Origin of the sequence: Kitasatospora sp. NPDC127121 (assembly GCF_042677305.1) — a bacterium.
Lineage (GTDB): Bacteria > Actinomycetota > Actinomycetes > Streptomycetales > Streptomycetaceae > Kitasatospora.
On sequence record NZ_JBHXTQ010000028.1, the window covers coordinates 1 to 18,782 of the forward strand.

At 73.2% G+C, this 18,782-nt stretch carries 14 protein-coding genes; 4 read left to right on the forward strand and 10 right to left on the reverse strand.

What is annotated here, in order from left to right:
* Positions 1 to 86: 86 nt before the first annotated feature.
* From ACFVHI_RS16320 to ACFVHI_RS16330, 3 genes are all read right to left on the reverse strand, one after another.
* A complete protein-coding gene (locus tag ACFVHI_RS16320; RefSeq protein ID WP_380339698.1) occupies positions 87 to 2,090 on the reverse strand; it encodes an amino acid transporter in 2,004 nt (667 codons plus the stop codon).
* Positions 2,091 to 2,327: 237 nt separating this feature from the next.
* On the reverse strand, positions 2,328 to 3,932 hold the full coding sequence (locus ACFVHI_RS16325) for a multicopper oxidase family protein (RefSeq protein ID WP_380339701.1): 1,605 nt from the start codon (positions 3,930 to 3,932) through the stop codon (positions 2,328 to 2,330).
* A gap of 98 nt (positions 3,933 to 4,030) precedes the next feature.
* Positions 4,031 to 4,441 (reverse strand): DUF6153 family protein, encoded by a 411-nt coding sequence (locus tag ACFVHI_RS16330; RefSeq protein WP_380339704.1) that lies wholly within the window; start codon positions 4,439 to 4,441, stop codon positions 4,031 to 4,033.
* A 198-nt stretch (positions 4,442 to 4,639) separates the two neighbouring features.
* Here ACFVHI_RS16330 and ACFVHI_RS16335 point away from each other — a divergent pair, with 198 nt between their 5' ends.
* The 4 genes from ACFVHI_RS16335 to ACFVHI_RS16350 all read left to right on the forward strand — a co-directional run bounded on the left by ACFVHI_RS16335 (position 4,640) and on the right by ACFVHI_RS16350 (position 7,856).
* The gene (locus tag ACFVHI_RS16335; protein WP_380339707.1) at positions 4,640 to 5,041 is read left to right on the forward strand and encodes a hypothetical protein; all 402 of its coding nucleotides are present in this window, start codon (positions 4,640 to 4,642) and stop codon (positions 5,039 to 5,041) included.
* 3 nt (positions 5,042 to 5,044) lie between these two features.
* Positions 5,045 to 6,757: an alpha/beta hydrolase gene (locus tag ACFVHI_RS16340; protein ID WP_380339710.1), complete on the forward strand. Its 1,713-nt coding sequence runs from the start codon at positions 5,045 to 5,047 to the stop codon at positions 6,755 to 6,757.
* On the forward strand, positions 6,754 to 7,281 hold the full coding sequence (locus tag ACFVHI_RS16345) for a hypothetical protein (protein ID WP_380339712.1): 528 nt from the start codon (positions 6,754 to 6,756) through the stop codon (positions 7,279 to 7,281). The genes ACFVHI_RS16340 and ACFVHI_RS16345 overlap by 4 nt, the downstream gene beginning before the upstream one ends.
* 173 nt (positions 7,282 to 7,454) lie before the next feature.
* Positions 7,455 to 7,856 (forward strand): YccF domain-containing protein, encoded by a 402-nt coding sequence (locus ACFVHI_RS16350; protein ID WP_380339715.1) that lies wholly within the window; start codon positions 7,455 to 7,457, stop codon positions 7,854 to 7,856.
* Positions 7,857 to 7,971: 115 nt separating this feature from the next.
* Here the strand turns inward: ACFVHI_RS16350 and ACFVHI_RS16355 are convergent, their stop codons facing one another.
* From ACFVHI_RS16355 to ACFVHI_RS16385, 7 genes are all read right to left on the reverse strand, one after another.
* Positions 7,972 to 9,603 carry an AMP-binding protein gene (locus ACFVHI_RS16355; RefSeq protein ID WP_380339717.1) on the reverse strand — a complete coding sequence of 544 codons (1,632 nt, stop codon included), beginning with the start codon at positions 9,601 to 9,603 and terminating at the stop codon, positions 7,972 to 7,974.
* 138 nt (positions 9,604 to 9,741) lie between these two features.
* Positions 9,742 to 9,981 (reverse strand): chaplin, encoded by a 240-nt coding sequence (locus ACFVHI_RS16360; protein ID WP_380339720.1) that lies wholly within the window; start codon positions 9,979 to 9,981, stop codon positions 9,742 to 9,744.
* Between the two features lie 92 nt (positions 9,982 to 10,073).
* Positions 10,074 to 10,499, reverse strand: coding sequence for a hypothetical protein (locus ACFVHI_RS16365; RefSeq protein WP_380339723.1), 426 nt, complete (start codon positions 10,497 to 10,499; stop codon positions 10,074 to 10,076).
* Positions 10,496 to 13,063: an Hsp70 family protein gene (locus ACFVHI_RS16370; protein ID WP_380339726.1), complete on the reverse strand. Its 2,568-nt coding sequence runs from the start codon at positions 13,061 to 13,063 to the stop codon at positions 10,496 to 10,498. Before ACFVHI_RS16370 ends, ACFVHI_RS16365 begins: the two co-directional genes overlap by 4 nt.
* Positions 13,064 to 13,094: 31 nt before the next feature.
* Complete coding sequence (locus tag ACFVHI_RS16375) at positions 13,095 to 13,841, reverse strand: nucleotide exchange factor GrpE (RefSeq protein ID WP_380339729.1); 747 nt, start codon at positions 13,839 to 13,841, stop codon at positions 13,095 to 13,097.
* Entirely contained in the window at positions 13,838 to 14,263 is a 426-nt protein-coding gene (locus ACFVHI_RS16380) for a hypothetical protein (RefSeq protein ID WP_063346590.1), read from the reverse strand. Before ACFVHI_RS16380 ends, ACFVHI_RS16375 begins: the two co-directional genes overlap by 4 nt.
* 140 nt (positions 14,264 to 14,403) lie before the next feature.
* Positions 14,404 to 18,543 (reverse strand): hypothetical protein, encoded by a 4,140-nt coding sequence (locus tag ACFVHI_RS16385; RefSeq protein WP_380339732.1) that lies wholly within the window; start codon positions 18,541 to 18,543, stop codon positions 14,404 to 14,406.
* Positions 18,544 to 18,782: the final 239 nt, after the last annotated feature.

Sequence of the window (18,782 nt, forward strand, 5' to 3'; positions counted from 1 at the left end):
CCCGCTCCCCCCGCCCCCCCCCCCCGCCGGGCGCCGCCCGGGCCCCCCGGCGCGGGCCCGCCCCCACGACGTTGTGCGGCGGAGCGTCAGCCGACGTGGACGCGCGGGCGGCGGCTGCGGTCGGGTTCGGCCTCGCGCAGCACCTCGCGGGTGACCGGGGCCACCTCGCCCTGGCCGAACAGGAAGAACCGCAGGAACTGGGCGAAGGGGTTGCCCTCGGTCCACTCGAAGTAGAGGTGCGGCTGCTGCCCGGTGCGGTCCCGGATGGTGAGGGCCAGCGCGGCGATCGCGTTCGGGATGCTGGAGCTCTCCAGCGTCAGCACCCGGTAGCGGCCGTGCAGCACCTCGCCGCGCACGGTCAGCTCGGTCTCGAAGTCGGAGGCGTCCCGGACGGTCACCTCGACGAAGACCAGGTCGTCCTCACCGGGGATGTCGTTGTCGGCGCGGATCTGGCGGATCTTGTCGCGGTACTCGGCGACGTCGCGGTGGGTCGGCTCGTTGGCGATCAGCCGCAGCGGGCGGTGCGCGTAGTCCCTGACGAAACGCTCCGCCACGTCGTCCAGCACCACGTCGGTGACGCGCAGCTCGAAGGCGCGGCGCAGCCGGGAGAGCAGCGAGACCAGGATGATGCCGGCGATGAAGCAGGCACCGATCTTCAGACCGTCCGGCCGCTCCAGGCAGTTCAGCACGGTGGTGTACAGGAAGATCGCCGCGATGATCGCGAAGGCGGTGGTCCAGCCCCGCTGCTTCGCCTTGTACGCGGCGATGGTGACGGCGATGGCCGCCGAACTGATCAGCACCAGCACACCGGTCGCGTACGCGCCGCCCTGGGCGTCCACGTTGGCGTCGAACAGCCAGGTGACCAGGAAGCCGATCAGGGTCAGCACGATCACCATCGGCCGCACCGCGCGGGCCCAGTGCGGGGCCATGCCGTAGCGGGGCAGGTAGCGCGGCAGCAGGTTGAGCATGCCCGCCATGGCGGAGGCGCCGGCGAACCAGAGGATGGCGATGGTGGACAGGTCGTAGACGCTGCCGAAGGTGCCGCCCAGGTACTCGTGGGCCAGGTAGGCGAGGGCGCGGCCGTTCGCGTCGCCGCCGGGCTTGAACTGGTCGGCCGGGATCAGCAGGGTGGTGATGAAGCTGGTGGTGATCAGGAAGCAGCTCATGATCACGGCGGCCGTGGTGAGCAGCTTGCGGGTGCCGCGGATCCGGCCGGTGGGCTTCTCCTCGGTGTCGTCCGGGTCCCCCTCGATGTGCGGCATCACGGCGACACCGGTCTCGAAGCCGGACAGGCCGAGCGCCAGCTTCGGGAAGACCACCAGCGCCACGCCCACCATGATCACCGGGTTGCCGTGCTGGGCGGTCAGCGCACTGGTCCAGTCCGTGACCACGTGCGGCGCCTCGATGATCTTCCAGATGCCGACGGCCACCACGACCACGTTCAGCACCAGGTAGACCGCGACCAGGGCCACCGCCAGGCCGATCGCCTCGCTGAAGCCCTTCAGGAACACCGCGCCGAGCAGCGCGACCAGGATCAGCGTGATCAGCACCTGCTTGCCGCCGAGGACGCTGGTCAGGTGCGGGTTCTCCACCAGGTGCGCGCTCGCGTCGGCGGCCGACAGGGTGATCGTGATGAGGAAGTCCGTCGCCGCGAAGCCGAGCAGCGCCAGGACGAACAGCTTGCCCTTCCAGAACGACAACAGCCGCTCCAGCATCGCGATCGAGCCCTCACCGCGCGGGCTCTCCTGCGCGACCCGCCGGTAGACCGGCAGCGCGCCCAGCAGGGTGACGATCACCAGCACGATCGTCGCGATCGGCGACAGCACGCCCGCGGCCAGCGCGGCGATGCCCGGCTGGTAGCCGAGCGTGGAGAAGTAGTCCAGGCCGGTCAGGCACATCACCCGCCACCAGCGCTGGCCCTTGTGCGCACCGGAGTCCCCCACCTGCGCGCCGCCCTGCGAACCGTCCTGGCCGGCCTCCCCGGTGGCCGGCTTGTCCGCCGACACGTCCTCCAGCAGCCAGCCGCGCAACCGTATTCGCGCCGACGACGGTTCCGCCGTCGCCGCCTCCGTCGAACCCGACGAAACCACCTTGCACCTCTTGTTAAAGACCCCGTAAAAGCGCCGTCGGGCGACGGCAGTGCGACAGGCTATGCGACCGGCGTTAAGGACGCGTCATCGCCCCGCGTTAAGAAAACGTCATTGCTCCGCAGGTCGCGGCGGGTGGTGCGCCCGGTGGCAGTGCGCCCGCGGCCGGGCGCCGACGGGCCGGCCGCGCGGCGTCGGGACAGGGCCGCTCCCCCGCCCCGACGCCGCGTGCCGCGAAGGTCAGGCCCGGTAGCCGAGGACGGTCATCATGCCCGTCTCCGCGTGGTAGACGTTGTGGCAGTGCACCATCCACAGGCCCGGATTGTCGGCGTCGAAGTCGACGGCGAGCGTCGCGCCCGGCAGCACGATCGCGGTGTCCTTGCGGGGCCCGTCACCGGGCAGCGCGAAGGTGTGGCCGTGCAGGTGGACGGGGTGCCACATGCTCGTGGTGTTGCGGAACTCCAGCCGGACCCGCTCCCCCGCCGCCACCGGGTAGCGCTGCGCCGGGTCGTACCGGCGGCCGTTGAACGCCCAGTCGGCCTTCGCCATGCCGCCGGTGATCTCCAGCCGCACCGTCCGGTCCGGCGCCCTGGCGGGCAGCCGCACGCTCGGGTCGGCCTTGAGCTGTGCCGCGCCGAGCAGCCTGCCGTCCAGCTCCGCCGGGCGCACCGAGGCGTCCGGCGCGGCGCCGCCGCCGGTGCGCAGCAGGGCGAGTGCGGCGGCGTTCTTGCCCTCGGCGAGCGCGGTCAGCGGGAACACGCCGTCCTGGACGGTCACCAGCACGTCGTAGCGCTCGCCCATGCCGAGCAGCAGCGCCTGGGTGGTGGCCGGCTCGACCGGGAAGCCGTCGGTGTGGGTGACGGTCAGCTCGTGGCCGCCCAGCGCGACCCGGTAGGCGGTGTCGCCGCCCGCGTTGATCAGCCGGATCCGGACCCGGTCGCCGGGCTTGGCGGTGAAGGTCTCGGGCGCGGTGGCGAGCCGGCCGTTGACCAGGTGGAACGGGTAGCCGACGTCGCCCGCGTCGCCGCCGAGCAGCGCGCTGCGGGCGCCCATCAGCATCCGGGACGGGCCGGCGGCGGTGGGCGGGGCGGTGCTCGGGGTGCCGGTCGGAGTGCCGCCCATGGCCGCCATGTCGTGGCCGCCCGTCGCCGAGTGGTCCATCCCCGCGTGGTCCATCGCGCCCATGCCCCGGGCGAGTTCGGCGAGCACGGCGTCCGGGGTGCTGCCGTCGACCCCGTCCACCCAGTCGTCCAGGACGACGACCCACTCCTTGTCGTAGCGCAGCGGCTCCCTCGGGTCCTCGACGATCAGCGGCGCGTACAGGCCGCGGTCCTGCTGGACACCGGAGTGCGGGTGGAACCAGTACGTCCCCGGGTGGGCGAGCGCGAAGCGGTACTCGAAGCCGGCGCCCGCCCGCACCGCGTCCTGGGTGAGCCCGGGCACGCCGTCCATGTCGTTGCGCAGCGCGAGGCCGTGCCAGTGCAACGAGGTGGGCTGCGGCAGGTGGTTGGCGAGACTGACGGCGAGCGTCTCGCCGACCGTGGCGCGCACCTCCTGGCCGGGCAGGCGGTCGCCGTACGCCCAGCTGCGGACGGTGCGGCCGCCCAGGTCGAGCGTCGTCTCGGTGGCGGTGAGCGCGACCTTGCGCTCCGGCCCGGGCCCTCGCCGCGCCTCGGCGGCGGCGACCTCGGGGCCGCCGGGGGCGACGAAGCCGCCCGGGGTGGTGGGGGCGGCGCCCCCATGGTCCATGCCCTTCATCGGATCGGCGGAACAGGCGGCGAGCAGACCGGTGCCGGCGGCGGCGAGCGCCGCGCCGAGCACGGTACGACGGGTGGGTGTGCGCATGACGGAGTGCACCTCGTGCGGTGGGTGTGGGTGAGCAGGACGTCGCGACGGCCGTCCCGCCCGCGCCGGAGCGCGGACACGGGGCGGCCGGCGCACGCCTACTGACGCAGCACCGACAACCGGGCGAGGAGGATCCGCCCGCCTCCGGGCGGCGGCAGCGCGCGAACGGCCCGCAGCAGCCGGGCCCTCACCTCGGCGGCGACGTCACCGCTGTACCGCAGCAGGGGGCCGGCGATGAGGAGCAGCAACGTCCAGCCGGCGAGGACGGCCAGACACACCGTCATCGGATCCATGCCGTCGGCCGCTGCGGTGTGCACCGTCTCCTCGGCGCCCGCCGGGTGACCGGCGCTCACGGCGTGCCGCGCCGGCCCGTGGTCTGCCCCGTGCTCCACCCCGTGCCCGCCGACGGTCGGATGGCCGAGCGTGTGCATCGCCACGATGCCGAGCAGGAGCGCCGCGAGGAGCAGCAGGCGCAGGGCCCGGGGGACGGCCGGACGCGGCTCCGCCATCGTCCACCTCCCGACCGATCCCGCCATCAGTTACCCCCGCAGGGTATCCCGAATCACAGCCCCCGGCCGCGCCGGGGCAGGTCGCCCGGTCCGTGCCCTCCCCGCCGCCGAAGATCGATCCGTTAGCATCCGTCAGCAGTTTGTCGACACGGACCCGGGCGGCACGCCGGTCCGGGGCTCATCAACGGGGGGAAAGACATGGCAGATCCTGATCTGGCCTTGGAGTTCAAGGTCAACCCAGCCGAACTGGACGGCTGCGGGCAGAGCGCCCAGCACATCGGCGGACTCATACCGGGAGAGACCGCGAAGATCACCGACCCGTGCAACCAGGCCGCCGGAGGCCTGAAGGGCTGGCTCACCGCCGCCGCCATCCAGAACTGCGGCACGAACTGGAAGACGCTGCTGGACAAGCTCGGCGGCGACATGGGCGACGTCGGCACCAAGCTCGCCACCTCGGCCGCCTACTACCGCCAGGTCGAGAAGGACATCCACGGGAGCATGCGGAACCCGGCCGCACCACTCCCCAACGAACCCGACCCGTTCAACACGACCTTCGTCCCTGGCCCCGTGAAGCCCGCCGACGCGAAGGCGGCCGCGTAAGCGATGGACATCAAGACCCTCCACGACGCCGACCTCATCAACCTCACCACCGCGAAGACCGCCTTCGACACCCTGGCCACCGCCTTCGGCCAGCACGTCGAGAACTGGCAGCACGAGGTCGTCGACCGGCTGAACCACTCCCAGTGGACCGGGAACGCCGCCGGTCACGCCCAAGCCCGGATCCAGCTCCTGGAGAACGAACTCCAAGCCGCCCAACAGGAGATCGGCCTCGTCAGCAGAGCCCTGTACGACGCGGCCGAGGGCTTCGCCGCCGCCCAGGCGCACCTGATCAACGCCCTCGACGACGCCAGGACCCACAAGCTGACCGTCGCCGCCGACGGCGGGATCACCTGGGACAACGACCCCGGCTCCGCCACCTTCGCCGGCACCGACGCCGAGTCGCAGGCCCGGCAGATCAGCAGCCGGATCACGGCCGCACTCGCCGAGGCCGACCACGCGGACCAGACGATCAGCGCCCGGCTCGCCCACCTGGCCGGCAACGCGAGCGACGGCACCGGGCTCGACGCCGCCACGGCGAAGACCGACCTGGCCGCCGCGAACGCGCTCGAACAGGTCCCCGCCGCCGGCACCGACCCGAACAGCGTCAAGGGCTGGTGGAACGGGCTGACCGACGAGCAGCAGCACCGGATGATCCTCAACCACCCCGACCAGGTCGGCGCCCTCGACGGCGTCCCCGCGCTCGCCCGGGACCAGGCCAACCGGATCAACCTCCAGCGCGGCAGGCAGGACCTCCAACACCAGCTCGACGGCCTCGGCCCGGAGCCGAAGCACTACCTGTCCGTCGCCGAGACCAACGGCGGGCCCGTCCAGAACCCCGACTACACGGCGTGGAAGCAGAAACGCGACGACCTCGAAGACAAGCTGAAGGGCGTGACGGCCATCGAGAACCGGCTGAACACCCCGGTCAACGCCGAACACCCGCCCACCTTCCTGCTGGGCTTCGACACCAACGGCAAGGGCCACGCGATCATCGCGGCCAACAACCCCGACACCGCCGACAACGTCTCCACGTACGTGCCCGGCACCGGCGCCCGGCTCGGCAGCATCGGCAGCGACATCAACCGCTCCGACCTGATGGTCAAGTCGGCCAACGACGCCAACCGGAAGGCGCAAGACCCGAGCACCACCTCGTCGATCACCTGGGTCGGCTACGACGCTCCGCAGACGATCATCCCCGAGGCCGCGGACGACAAGTACGCGAAGAACGCGGAGGACAAGCTGCACGCCTTCGAGACCGGGCTGCACGCCACGCACGAGGGGAAGCTGTCGAACAACACCGTCCTCGCCCACAGCTACGGCACCACGACCGTGGGCTACGCCATGCGCGACAAGGGCCTTCCCGTCGACAACGTCGTCCTCATCGCCAGCCCCGGCTGCGGCGTCGAAAACGCCAAGGACCTGAACATCGACCCGTCCCGCGTGTACGTGGCGCAGAGCCCGGCCGACGCGATCGGCTGGGCCGCCGCCACCGACCCCGGCGGGATGGCGGACAACATCGTCGACAACGTCGCCAGCTCGTGGGGCCTCGGCGACGGTGACCACCACCTGATCCACGGCCGACAGACCACCGTCCCCCAGTTCGGCGCGCAGGTCCTGCCCACCAATCCCAACGCGGGGCATTCGGACTACTGGAACGACGATTCGCCCACCCTGACCTCCATGGGCCAGATCATCGCCGGAAAGCGGGTCTCATGAGCACCACCGAGCACACCCCGCTGATCAAACGGGTCACCACCACCGCCGTGCTGGCGGTCGCCGTACTGGCCCTGAACGCCTGCGGCGTGCAGACCTTGAACGAGCGGTCGAAGTCCACGATCACGCTCGACCAGGCCAAGAAGCAGATCGACACCTACCTCGCCGACACCCTGGCCAAGCTGCCGGTCAAACCGACCGCGAGCTCGGGCGATTTCTTCGACATGGAATGCGACGCCAACGACATCGGCCCGCACGGCAGGACGCAGACCCATCGGGGATACGACTTCGGCGACGTCCCGTCCGCGCCCAAGGCCGAGGCGGCGAACGCCTTCCGAACGTTCCTGACCGGCCAGGGCTTCCAGCCGGTTCAGGATCCCCCCAATTTCCACAACGACTGGATCAGGCTGAAGAACCCCAAGAACGACTTCCTCGCCACCCTGGACGGGGTCTCCGACGCCAGCCACGACCTCACCCTCCGGGTCAGCTCCCCCTGCGTCTGGCCCGACGGCACGCCACCGGCCTGATCCGAGCCACCGCACCGGGGCCGCACCCTCCGCAGGGTGCGGCACCTGCACGTCCGCCCGCACCGACCCCGGAACAAACCCCGAGGATCGCCCCCTAAGGGCGTAGACGCGCCCGGGGGCGGGCATGGCTGGATCGTGGAACCCCGAGCAGCAGCCGTGAGAAGGTGTCAGCCATGAAGGTGATCGAGTTCGTCCTCAATGTCATTTGGCTGATCTTCTGCGGTATCTGGATGGCTATTGCCTATACCGTCGCCGGAATTATCTGCTGCGTGCTGATCGTGACCATCCCGTTCGGCGTCGCGTCCTTCCGAATTGCCGGCTTCATACTGTGGCCGTTCGGGCGGACGACCGTGGAGAAGCCGGGTGCCGGGGCGGCGTCCTGCGTCGGGAACGTCATCTGGCTGATCTTCGCGGGCTGGTGGCTGGCGATCGCGCACCTGGTGACCAGCATCCCGCTGTTCCTGTCGATCATCGGCATCCCGTTCGGCTGGGCGAACCTCAAGATGATCCCGATTTCCCTCATGCCGCTCGGCCGCGAGGTCGTCCCCACCGACAAGGCCTGGGGCGCCCGGTAGCCGTTTGAGAAGCAGCCGCAGGATAAACGGCCCCGGGCCGGCGGAAGAACCGCCGGCCCGGGGCCGTTCGGTGTGTGCGGACGGGCGGGCTCGTACCGGGCGGCGGTAGATCAGGTCAGAGGCCGAGCAGGCGCACGGCCTCCGCGCGCATCTCGACCTTGCGGACCTTGCCGGTGACGGTCATCGGGAACTCCTCGACCACGTGCACGTACCGCGGGATCTTGACGTGGGCGAGCCGGCCGGCGCAGTAGGTGCGGACGGTGTCGGCGGTGAGCGGCTCGGCGCCCGCGCGCATGCGGATCCACGCCATCAGCTCCTCGCCGTACCGGGCGTCGGGCACACCGACGACCTGGACGTCGAGGACGTCGGGGTGGGTGTACAGGAACTCCTCGATCTCGCGCGGGTAGAGGTTCTCGCCGCCGCGGATGACCATGTCCTTGATCCGGCCGGTGATGGCGAGGTAGCCGTCCCGGTCCATGACGGCGAGGTCGCCGGTGTGCATCCAGCGGGCGGCGTCGACGGCCTCGGCGGTGCGCTCGGGCTCGCCCCAGTAGCCGAGCATGACGGAGTAGCCGCGGGTGCAGAGTTCACCGGGCTCGCCGCGCGGGACGGTCCGGCCGGTGGCCGGGTCGATGACCTTGACCTCCAGGTGCGGGCCGACCCGGCCGACGGTGGAGACCCGGCGGTCGACCGTGTCGTCGGCGCGGGTCTGGGTGGAGACGGGCGAGGTCTCGGTCATGCCGTAGCAGATGGCGACCTCGGCCATGCCCATCCGGCCGATGACGTCCTTCATCACCTCGGCCGGGCAGGGGGAGCCCGCCATGATGCCGGTGCGCAGGCTGGTGAGGTCGTGGCGCGCGAAGTCGGGGTCGGCGAGTTCGGCGATGAACATGGTGGGCACCCCGTACAGCGAGGTGCAGCGCTCGGCGGCGACGGCGGCCAGGGTGGCGCCCGGGTCGAAGGAGGGCGCGGGGATCACCGTGCAGGCGCCGTGGGAGATGGCCGCGAGGTTCGCCATCACCATGCCGAAGCAGTGGTAGAACGGCACCGGAACGCAGATCCGGTCCTGCTCGGTGTAGTTGAGCAGTTCTCCGACGAAGTAGCCGTTGTTGAGGATGTTGTGGTGGGACAGGGTCGCGCCCTTGGGGAAGCCGGTGGTCCCGGAGGTGTACTGGATGTTGATCGGGTCGTCCGGCGTCAACTCCCGCTGCCGCTGCGCGAGAAGGCCGGGGTCGGCGCGGCGCCCGGCGGCGAGCAGGGTGTCCCAGTCGGGGCTGCCGATCAGCACCATCCGCTCCAACTCCGGGCACTGGGGCCGTACTTCCTCGATCATTCCGGCGTAGTCGGAGGTCTTGAAGCGCTCGGCCGCGACCAGCAGGCGGATCCCGGCCTGGTTCAGCACGTACTCCAACTCGTGTGAGCGGTAGGCCGGGTTGATGGTGACCAGGATCGCGCCGAGCTTGGCGGTGGCGTACTGGGTGAGCGTCCACTCGGCGCAGTTGGGCGCCCAGATGCCGACCCGGTCGCCCTTGGCGATGCCGAGGTCGAGCAGGCCGAGGGCCAACGCGTCTACGTCGGCGGCGAGTTCGGCGTACGTCCAGCGGCGGGCGGTGGCCCGGTCGACCAGGGCGTCCCGTGCGGGGAAGGCGCGCACCGCGCGGTCGAGGTTCTCCCCGATGGTGTCGCCGAGCAGCGGCACGTCCGAGGTGCCGGAGGCGTAGCTGCGCGGGGTCGGCGTGGTCGGCACGTTCTGACTCCTGGGTGGGCGCGTGCGGGTCGGCCCCCATGGTCTCCGCCTCGCGCCCGCGCCACCACCCCCGAACGGGGGTGCGGACACGATGCTGGGGCCGTCCGTCGGGTTCGACGGACGGCCCCAGCAGTCGGGTCAGCCGTTGATGCAGGTGTTACCGAAGGCCGGGTTGAGGATGCTGATGATGCCGATCGAGTTGCCGCAGACGTTGGCCTCGAGGTTGATCGGGATCTGGATCTGGTTGCCGGAGAGCACACCGGGGGAACCGAACGCGACACCGTTCGCGGTCGCGTCGCCCGCGGAGGCGGTGCCGGCACCGGCCAGAACGGCCACAGCGGCGAGTGCGGTGGCGGCGAGGGTGGTACGAATACGCATTGCGTCACTCCTTGTGAGGGCAGCGAACATCCATGTGACGAACACACTCGCACCGATCGAACTCGATGGCAGGCCGGGAACGGCCGAATTGGTCACTCAGAGGGCGTGTCGCCCTCCCGCTCCCCCGGCACCGGCCGCGCGGACCCGGACGCGCTCACCCATTCCAGCAGGTCCCGGGCCGGTTCGAGCCCCGGTTCGGCCGCCACCGCGCGGTGCAGCAGTCCGAGCGCGAACGCCCTGTCACCTGCCGCCAGTGCGTCCAGCGCCCGGTTGTAGTCGATCCGAGCGGCGTAACGCAGCCGGAACAGCACGCCGAGATCCTCCCGGCAGGACGGACAGCGCAGGCCCTGCGGGTCCGCCGGGACGGCGCACTGCGGGCAGCGCACCTCGATCGGCGGAACCTCGGCGACCTGCCCGCCGATCGGGTGCACGTCGGCCGGGGACACCTCGGACGGGTACACCTCGAACGGTGGTACCTCGGACGGAGTCACGTCGGGCGGAGTCACGTCGGAGTTCATCGCGGACCGGCCTCCTCCGGACGGACCGGACCGAGCGACTCCGCGAGCGGCTCGCTGCCCAGTTCCCGCTGCGCCTGCGCGTACAGCGCCAGCAGCGCCGAGCTGTGCTGGTTGGCGGCCTCCATGTTGGCCGACTCCACCGCCTCGTCCAGCCCGCGCAGCTCGGCCATGATCCGCTGGGCCAGCGCCGGCGAGACCATGTTCTGGTTGACGTAGACGTTGCACATGGTGAGCATCCGGAAGGTGTGCCCGAGCGAGTCGCACAGTTCGTCGGCCCGCTGGGCTGCGCGCATGGCGCCCTCCCAGTCGGCCGCCTCGCGGCGCAGCCGCAGGTCGGCGGCCACCGAGCGCAGCCGGTCGAGGTCGCTCGGGTCGAGGTGCTTCTCGCAGTAGTGGATGAACAGGCTGAGGTACGCCTCCGAGCCGCGCACCCAGCGCTGGGCCTTCAGCTGGCGCTGGGCCCGCTCCAGCGCCTCGTCCACCGACTGGCCGCGGGTCTGGCCGGCGGCCAGGTCGTCCAGGCTGTCCATGAGGCGCTGCGCCTCGCGCATCTCGGCCTCGGTGAGCTCGCCGCCCCAGCGGTCGGTGAAGGTCTCGATCTGCCGCTGCTGCTCCTCGACCTGGACCTTGAGCTCGGGGTCGAGGGTGACGCGCTCCAGCTTGACGGTCTTCTCGCCGCCGCCCTGGATCCGCACCGACAGGGTGATGGTGCGGTCCCGGTCGAGGCCGAAGGACACCTCCACGGGGGTGCGACCGCCGAGCCCGGCGGGCAGCCGCAGGGTCAGGTGGCCGATCAGCTCGTTCTGCTGGGCGATCTCGTGCTCGCCCTCGTAGACCGCGATCTCCAGCCGCTGGCGGCCGCTGCCGGAGACCACGAACTCGCGGCTGACCGGCGAACTGGTCGGGTAGCTGGTGTTCTTGGGGATGATGACGGCCAGCCGGCCGTCGTTGAGCTCGATACCGAGGTTCTTCGGGGTGATGTCGAACGGGTTGGTGACCTGCATCAGCTCGCCGCAGCCCTGGCAGGCCTCGCTGCCCGGCGGGTTGACCACGCCGCAGGCGGCGCAGCGCAGGCCGACGTCCTCGGCGGCGGTCGAGGCGACCCTGGTCTGCCCGGGTGCGGCGGAGTTGAGCGCCTCGCCGCACAGCTCGCAGGCGGTGACGCCGGGGGCGGCGGGGGTGCCGCAGCGCGGGCAGTTGTCGCTGCGCACGGCGGTGGCCGCCTGGGACTGCGCCGGGATGGCCGCACCGGCGGCCGAACCGCCCAGCTCCTGGCCGCACTTGGGGCAGGCGGCGGCCTCGGCGTTGACCGGGAGGTGGCAGCCGGTGCAGGAGACCCGGGGCCCGCCGAGCAGCGTGGTGGCGCAGTTGGCGCAGTTGGAGGCGGAGAGGTCGCCGGGGGCCCGGCACTCGGGGCACTCCACCTCGCCGACCAGCGCGGACTGCACGGCCGCGCCGAGCGCCACGCACTGCATCGGATTGACGCCGCGCCGGATCCGGCGCGGCCCGAAGACCTCGCCGAGCCGCCGGGCCACCAGCGGGATCGCCGTGGAGCCGCCGACCAGCACCACCTCGTCGATGTCCCCGACGGTGAGGTTGGCCTGCATGATGGCCTTGTGGGTCAGCTCGATGGTGCGCTCGATCTGGGCCTCGATCAGCTCCTCGAAGCGGGCCCGTTCGAACTCCGTCTCCAGCACCAGCTGGCCGGCGCCGAGGCCGGGCAGGATCACCTCGGAGGCCTCCTGGTGGGAGAGCTCGATCTTGATGGTCTCGGCCGTGGAGGCGATCTTGGGGCGGTCCCGCAGGTCGGGCTGGTAGTCCGCGCCGTACTCCTCGCGGATGTCCTCCAGCAGTGCGGTGGTGATGGCCCGGTCGAAGTCGTCGCCGCCGAGCAGGTTGTCGCCCTCGATGCCGAGCACCGAGACCGAGCCGGGCACCAGCAGCAGGATGGAGATGTCGAAGGTGCCGCCGCCGAGGTCGTAGACCAGGACGGTCCGGCCCTCGTCGCCGGCCTCGGAGGTGATCCCGTAGGCGAGCGCGGCGGCGGTCGGCTCGTTGATGATCCGCAGCACGTGCAGGCCGGCCATCCGGCCCGCCTCCTGGGTGGCGGCGACCTGCCGTTCGCCGAAGTACGCGGGGACGGTGATGACGGCCCGGTGGAAGGGCTCGCCGAAGCGCTGCTCGGCGTCCTCCTTGAGGCGGTGCAGGATGATCGCGGAGATCTCGATCGGGGTGTAGGAGCGGCCGTTGAACCAGACGTTGACGTCGCCGTCGGTGCCGGCCGTGACCTTGTAGTCGACCTCCTTGAGGGCCGCCTGGACCTGCGGGTCCTTGAACTTGCGGCCCATGAAGCGCTTGACCGAGCGGATCACGTTGACGCCGTCGATGGCGACCCGGCTGCGCGCCGTGGAGCCGACCAGCAGTTCGCCCTTGCGGCCGCTGCCGACCACGGAGGGCGTGGCCTCCTGGTTCTGCCGGTTGAAGATGATCTCCGGCTCGCCCCGGCGCAGGTGGGCCACCACCGAGTTGGTGGTGCCCAGGTCGATGCCGAGTGTGCGGTACATGTCGTTCCCCTCTTGCCCCTCGTGGTCCTGGCTACTTCTTCCGCTTGCGCCGGCCGCCCGCGGTCGTTCCCTTCCGGCGGGCCCGGGGCGGGGCCGCCGTGGCCCGGGCGGCGGGGTTCACCGGCGCGGCGGCGGGTTCGGGGCCGCCGTCCGCGTCCTCGGCCTCCGTGGGCGCGGTGTCGTCGCCCCCGGCTTCCGTAGGCTCAAGGTCCGGCGACGCAGCCCCCTCCGGTACGGGCTCCAGGGCCCGCTCGACGTCCTCCCCGAGGACCGGCTCCCCCACCGGGGCGGGCTCGGGCACCGCGGCGACGACGACCTGGGCGCGGCGCAGCACCTCCTCCTCCCAGAAGAACCCGGTGACCACCGTCCGGACGACCGTCTCCGGCGCCACTGCGGGACGCGGCTCGGTGCCGACGATCTCGGTCAGCGCCGGGTCCGCCGCCAGCCCCTCCAGCCGCATCGGGCGCACCCCGGCCTTGGCGAGGCGGCCGAGCAGCCGCCGGCGGGTGGCCTCGATCCCGGTGCCGCGTCCGAGCAGCACCAGCTCCCGGTCCAGGCCGAGCGCGGCGAGGGCGTCGTCCACCTCGACCAGGATGCCCAGCAGGTCCCGCTGGGTGGCCCGGGCGGTCTGCGCCTCCTCGGCCCGCAGGCGCTGCAGGAGGGAGGCCCGGTACAGCAGTTGGCTGAACGCCTGGTCGAGGTCGACCTCCAGGGCGCGCTGCGGGACGTCCAGCGGCCGGTGGCCGTCGGGCGCGGGAGCGGTCGGCGTGTCGGTCATTCGGGTACCTCGATCTGCGGCAGCACGGACAGGTCGGCCGCGTAGCGGGCGGGGACGGGCGGTTCGGGGTCGGCGCCGCCGGGGGCGGGTTCGGCGAAGTCGGCCGCCGCCTCGGCCCGGTGCAGCACCAGGAGGGCGGCGGCGGGCGGCAGCGGCGGGCGTTCGACGACCAGCAGCGGTTCGGCGAGGGCGGGCGCCAGCAGGTCGGCGGCCTGGTCGACCGGCTCCGGCGGCAGGGGGCGCTGGAGGTCCAGCTCCAGCCGCCGGTCGGGGTTGCGCAGCAGGGCGGCGGCGTCCTGGATCTGCTGGCGGGTGTAGCGGCCGGCCTTCATCGCCGGGCCGACGGCGAGGTTGATCTCGCGCACGCCGGCCGTGAGCGCAACGCCCAGGACCTCGTACGGCGACGGTTCGTGCAGTGGCATGGCGGGCGGCTTCTCTCCTCACGGCTGACGATTGCTCAGGGATTGGCTGTGGCTCGGGGATTGGCTGCGGTTGCGGTTGCGGCTGCGGCTCAGGGATGGACGTATGGGCTACGACGACGGCGGCGGCTCCGCGGTTGCCGTCAGCGCAGTGCGCCGATCCTCCGTTGCAGGGCGCGCAGGTCGCGGTCGTCCGGGTTGTACTCGACGGCCTTGCCGATCAGCGAGCGGGCCTCCCGGAACTGGCGCAGGTTGGCCTGGCCGACGGCGTAGGAGCTGTAGACGACGCTGAGTTCGACGTGCAGCTTGGCGACGTCCTCCGGGGTGCGGGAGAGCGCGAGCGCCTCCTCCAGCAGCCGGATCGCGTCGCGGTAGCGGTGGGCCTCGTAGTGGCCGATGGCCTCGCCGCGCCAGACGCTGACCATCAGGCGGCGGATCTCGGCCGAGTCGTCGTAGGACCTGGCCTTCTGGAGCATGGCGGCCTGGGTGGTGAACGGGCTGCCCTGGAGGTTGTCCAGCATGTGGTTGGCCAGCATCACGGCGACCCGGCGCGGGGCCTCCTCCTCGGTGTCGCCGTCCCATTCCGGGTCGGCGCGCAGGGCTTCCGCCATCCGGGCGACGGCGAGGGCTCGGTGGTCCGCGAAGGCGGCGATGCGGGAGAGGTGGCGCAGGACGAAGGCGAGGCCGAGCCGGTGGTCCGGGTCGGGGTTGAGCGTGATCAGCTCCCGCCACGCGTCGGCGGCCTCCTCCAGTTCCGCTTCGGGGGCGTCGGGGCGGCTGAGCTGGCCGGCCCGGTTGCCGAGGGCGGCCTCCAGGAAGTGGACGGCGGTCGGGTCGCCGGGGGCGAGTTCCATGCTCTTGCGCAGCAGGACCAGGGCGCGGGGGTAGTCCTTGGCCTCGTTGTTGATCTTGCGGGCCCACTGGGCGTAGGTGGCCCCGAGGTCGCCGCGCACCTCGGGGTGGTCGGGGGCCAGCGCGAGGGCCTTCTCCAGGAGTTCGGTGGCGCCCGCCTGGTCGTCGTCGCTGCTCTTGAGCAGGGCGCGGGCGGCCCGGACGCCGCACTCGGCGGCGATCGCGGGCGCGTCGGCGGGCAGGACGGCGCCGGGCACGGCCCGGGCGCGGGTGAGGCAGTCCAGGGCCTCGCGCCAGTCCTGGTTGCGGTGGTGCTCGCGGGCCTCGCTGACCAGGCTCTCGCCGAGCAGGTCCCGCCAGCCCGTTCCGCGTTCGGCCTCGGGCACCGCGTCCAGGGCGCCGACGGCGGCGGCCTGGCGGCCCTGGAGGAGCAGGTAGCGCTGCGGGCCGAGGTCGCCGAACAGGCCGAGGGCCCTGGTCAGCGGGTGCCCGTCGGGGGTTTCCGGTCGCCGCCAGGCCCGTACGGCCTCGTCGAACCCGGCTGCCCAGGCGGCGAGTTCGGGCTCCTGGCGGAGCAGCCGGTCGAGCGCGGGGCCGAGGGCGAGGCGCCGGGCGGGGCGGCCGGGCAGGGTGATCCGGACGTCCTCCTGGGCGAAGGCGTCGGCGCTGTGCGCCTCCATGCCGAGGCGCAGGGTCCAGGCGGTGACCTCGTCGCCGGTGCGGCCGGCGGCCCGGTCCAGGGCGCGCAGGTCCTCGCGGAGGCGGTCGGTGAGCGCGCTGCGGGCGGTGGACATCCGCTGCGGTTCGGCCGGGCGGCCGGTGATCCGGGCGGACTCCGCCCACAGGTCGGGCTGGTGCAGGGCGGCGACCAGGCAGCCGAGCGTCCAGGTCCAGATCCGCTCGTCCGGGCCTTCCGAGGTTTCCGAGGTTTCCGGGCCCGCCTGGAGGGAGACCGCGAGCCGGTAGCCGGCCAGGCCGAGCGCGTGCAGCAGCCGGGGGTGGGCCGGGTCCTTGAGCAGCAGGGCGTGGTAGCCGTCCCAGGCCTCGCGGTGGCGGCCCTCGACGGCGTGCTGGTGGGCCTCGTGCTCGGCGAGCAGGACGAGCGCGGCGGCGGCCTGCGGCCGGCCCGGGGCGAGGGTGAGGGCCTGGCGCAGGTCGCCGGCCGCGCGTCCGGGCTCGCCGGCGTCGAGGGCGGCGCCGGCCCGGCGGATCAGGACGGCGCCGCGCGCGGCGTCGGCGTCCGCCGGCAGGTCGGCCAACGCCTCGTCCAGTCGGCCGAGTTCGGCCCGCAGCAGGGCGAGGTCCAGCCGTACGGGCGCGGCGGCGGGGCTGTCGCCGAGGGCCTGCGCCCAGGCGGCGAGGACGGGTTCGGCCTGCTCGGGCACCCCGGCCCGGCAGGCGCAGTCCAGGACGGCGCGCAGCGCGGGGCCGGTGCAGCGTACGCAGCGTGGCGAGGCGGCGTCGGCGGGGCGGTGCAGGTGGGCGGCGCAGGTCTCCCGGCCGCAGCCGGCGCAGGTGCCGGTGGCGGGGGCGGGGCAGACGGCGCAGTCGGCCGCCGCGGGCGGGGGCTGCGGCGGTTCGGGGGCCTGGCCGGCGGTCAGGAAGTGGCGGTACCAGTCCAGTGCGGCGGCCCAGTTGCCGGCCCGTTCGGCGAGCAGCGCCCGCAGCCGGGCGAGGGCCGGGTCGCCGGCCGGGTCGGGGGCGAGCGGGGCGAGCAGGGCGATGGTCTGGACCGGACGGCCGGTCAGCAGGGCGGCGGCGGCCAGGTGGTAGCGGTCGCGCGGCCCGGTGGCGGCGTCGAGCAGGGTGCCCAGCGGTTCGGTGGAGCCTGCGGCCAGGGCGAGGGCGGCGCGCAGCCGGGCCTGCCGGTGGGTGACGGAGCCGGGCAGGGTGTCGGCGAGGTCGAGGGCGGCGACGGCCCGCTCGCGCGGTTCGGGCCGGTCGCGGCCGGTGACCAGGAGGTGCGCGGCCTCGCGCAGGGCGGCCTCGCGCAGCGCGGCCCGGTAACCGGGGGCGGCCGGGTGGTCGGCGGCGGCCTGCTGCCAGAGCTCCCGGGCGGCCACCGGGTCGTCGGCCAGCCGGGTGCGGGCGAGCCGGTCACGGGCCAGGGCCTGGCGTTCGCGCAGGTCCTCGTCGTGCAGCGGCTCCCAGCGGGCCAGGGCGCCGGCCGGGTCGTCGGTGCGGGCGAGGGCCAGACCGTGGTGGAAGGCGGCGATCCGGGCCCAGCGGGAGTCCGGTTCGACGTCGGCCTCGGCGCCGAGGACGGGCGCGGCCTCGGCGGCCTGCCCGGCGGCGAGCAGGGCCGCACCGAGCCGGACCCGGGCGGGGCGCCAGTCGGGGGCGAGGCCGAGGCCGGTGCGGTAGTCGGCGGCCGCCTCGGCGGGGCGCGCGGCCCGCTCGTGCACCAGGGCGAGGCCGAACCGGGCCGGGGCGAAGGAGGGTTGGACGGTCAGGGCGGCGGTGAACTGGTCCCGGGCCTGCTCGTCGGCGCCGAGCAGCAGGGCGAGCCGGCCGAGGGCGTAGCGGGGGCGGGGGTCGCCGGGGGTCTCGGTGGCGGCGGCCGCGAGGTCGGACCAGGCGGCGTCGGTGGCGCCGAGCCGCTGCCGGGCCAGGCCCCGGAAGAGCAGGCTCTCGGTGCGCAGCGCCGGGCCGCGCCCCCACGGGGAGGGCTCGCCGGGGCCGCGGCGCAGCGCCTCGTCGAAGGCCGCGACGGCGGGTTCGTCCCGGTGCAGGGTGAACAGCTGGGCGCCCCAGCGGAACCAGAGTTCGCCACTGCCGCCGGGGGCGGACGCGGCGAGCAGGGTCTCGGCCTCGGCGGCGCGGTCGGTGTCGCGCAGCAGGGCGGCCCGGGCCAGGACCGGCCAGTCCCGGCCGGGCAGTGCGGCCAGCGACCGGGTGGTGGCGCTCTCGCGCTGCTCGGGGGAGCCCTCGCGGCAGAGCCGCTGGAGCCAGTCCGTGGCGCGGGCGGCGGCCGCGGCCTCCTCACCGGGTTCGGCACCGTCGGCGGTGGCCTGGAGGAAGGCGAGCAGCGGCCCGAGGTCGCCGTCAGGGGCGGATATCCGCTCCTCGGCGAGGCGGTGCAGGCTCCACCGGGGCAGTTGCCGGGCCGGGTCGGCGAGCAGCGGGAAGGCCTCGCGGTGCAGGGCGAGGGTGGCCTGCTGGTCGCCGGTGGGGACGGTGGCCTCGGCCTGGCCGAGCAGGGCGAGGCCGCGTTGCGGGCGCAGTTCCTCGGGGCCGGCGGCGAGCCGTTGGGCGAGGCGCGCGTAGCGGCGCCGGGCCTGCGGGGCCTTGCCGGCGGCGAGCCGTTCGGCGGCCACGGCCAGGGCCTTGGCCGCGGCCTGGGCGTCCAGGCTCCGTCGGCGGCGGGCCAGTACGACGGCTGCCGCACCGGCCAGTGCCACCACGAGCAGCAGCACCGCGAGCTGCACCATGCACCGTCCCCCTGCGCTTGGAAATACGCCGATCGATGATCAACACAAGGTGTGTGATCATGAGTTGACGCCGTTTCGATGTTGATCGGGCGCCCATCAGAATAGGCCCTCCACCGGACAGACGAACAGAATTGAGCACTATCCTGGGCGACGCAGCGGAAGCGGTGTGAGAACCACCGCGCGGGAACCGGCCCGAGGCCGGGTCGGGGCGAACAGGCCAACAGGGTCCAGTCGGGGGA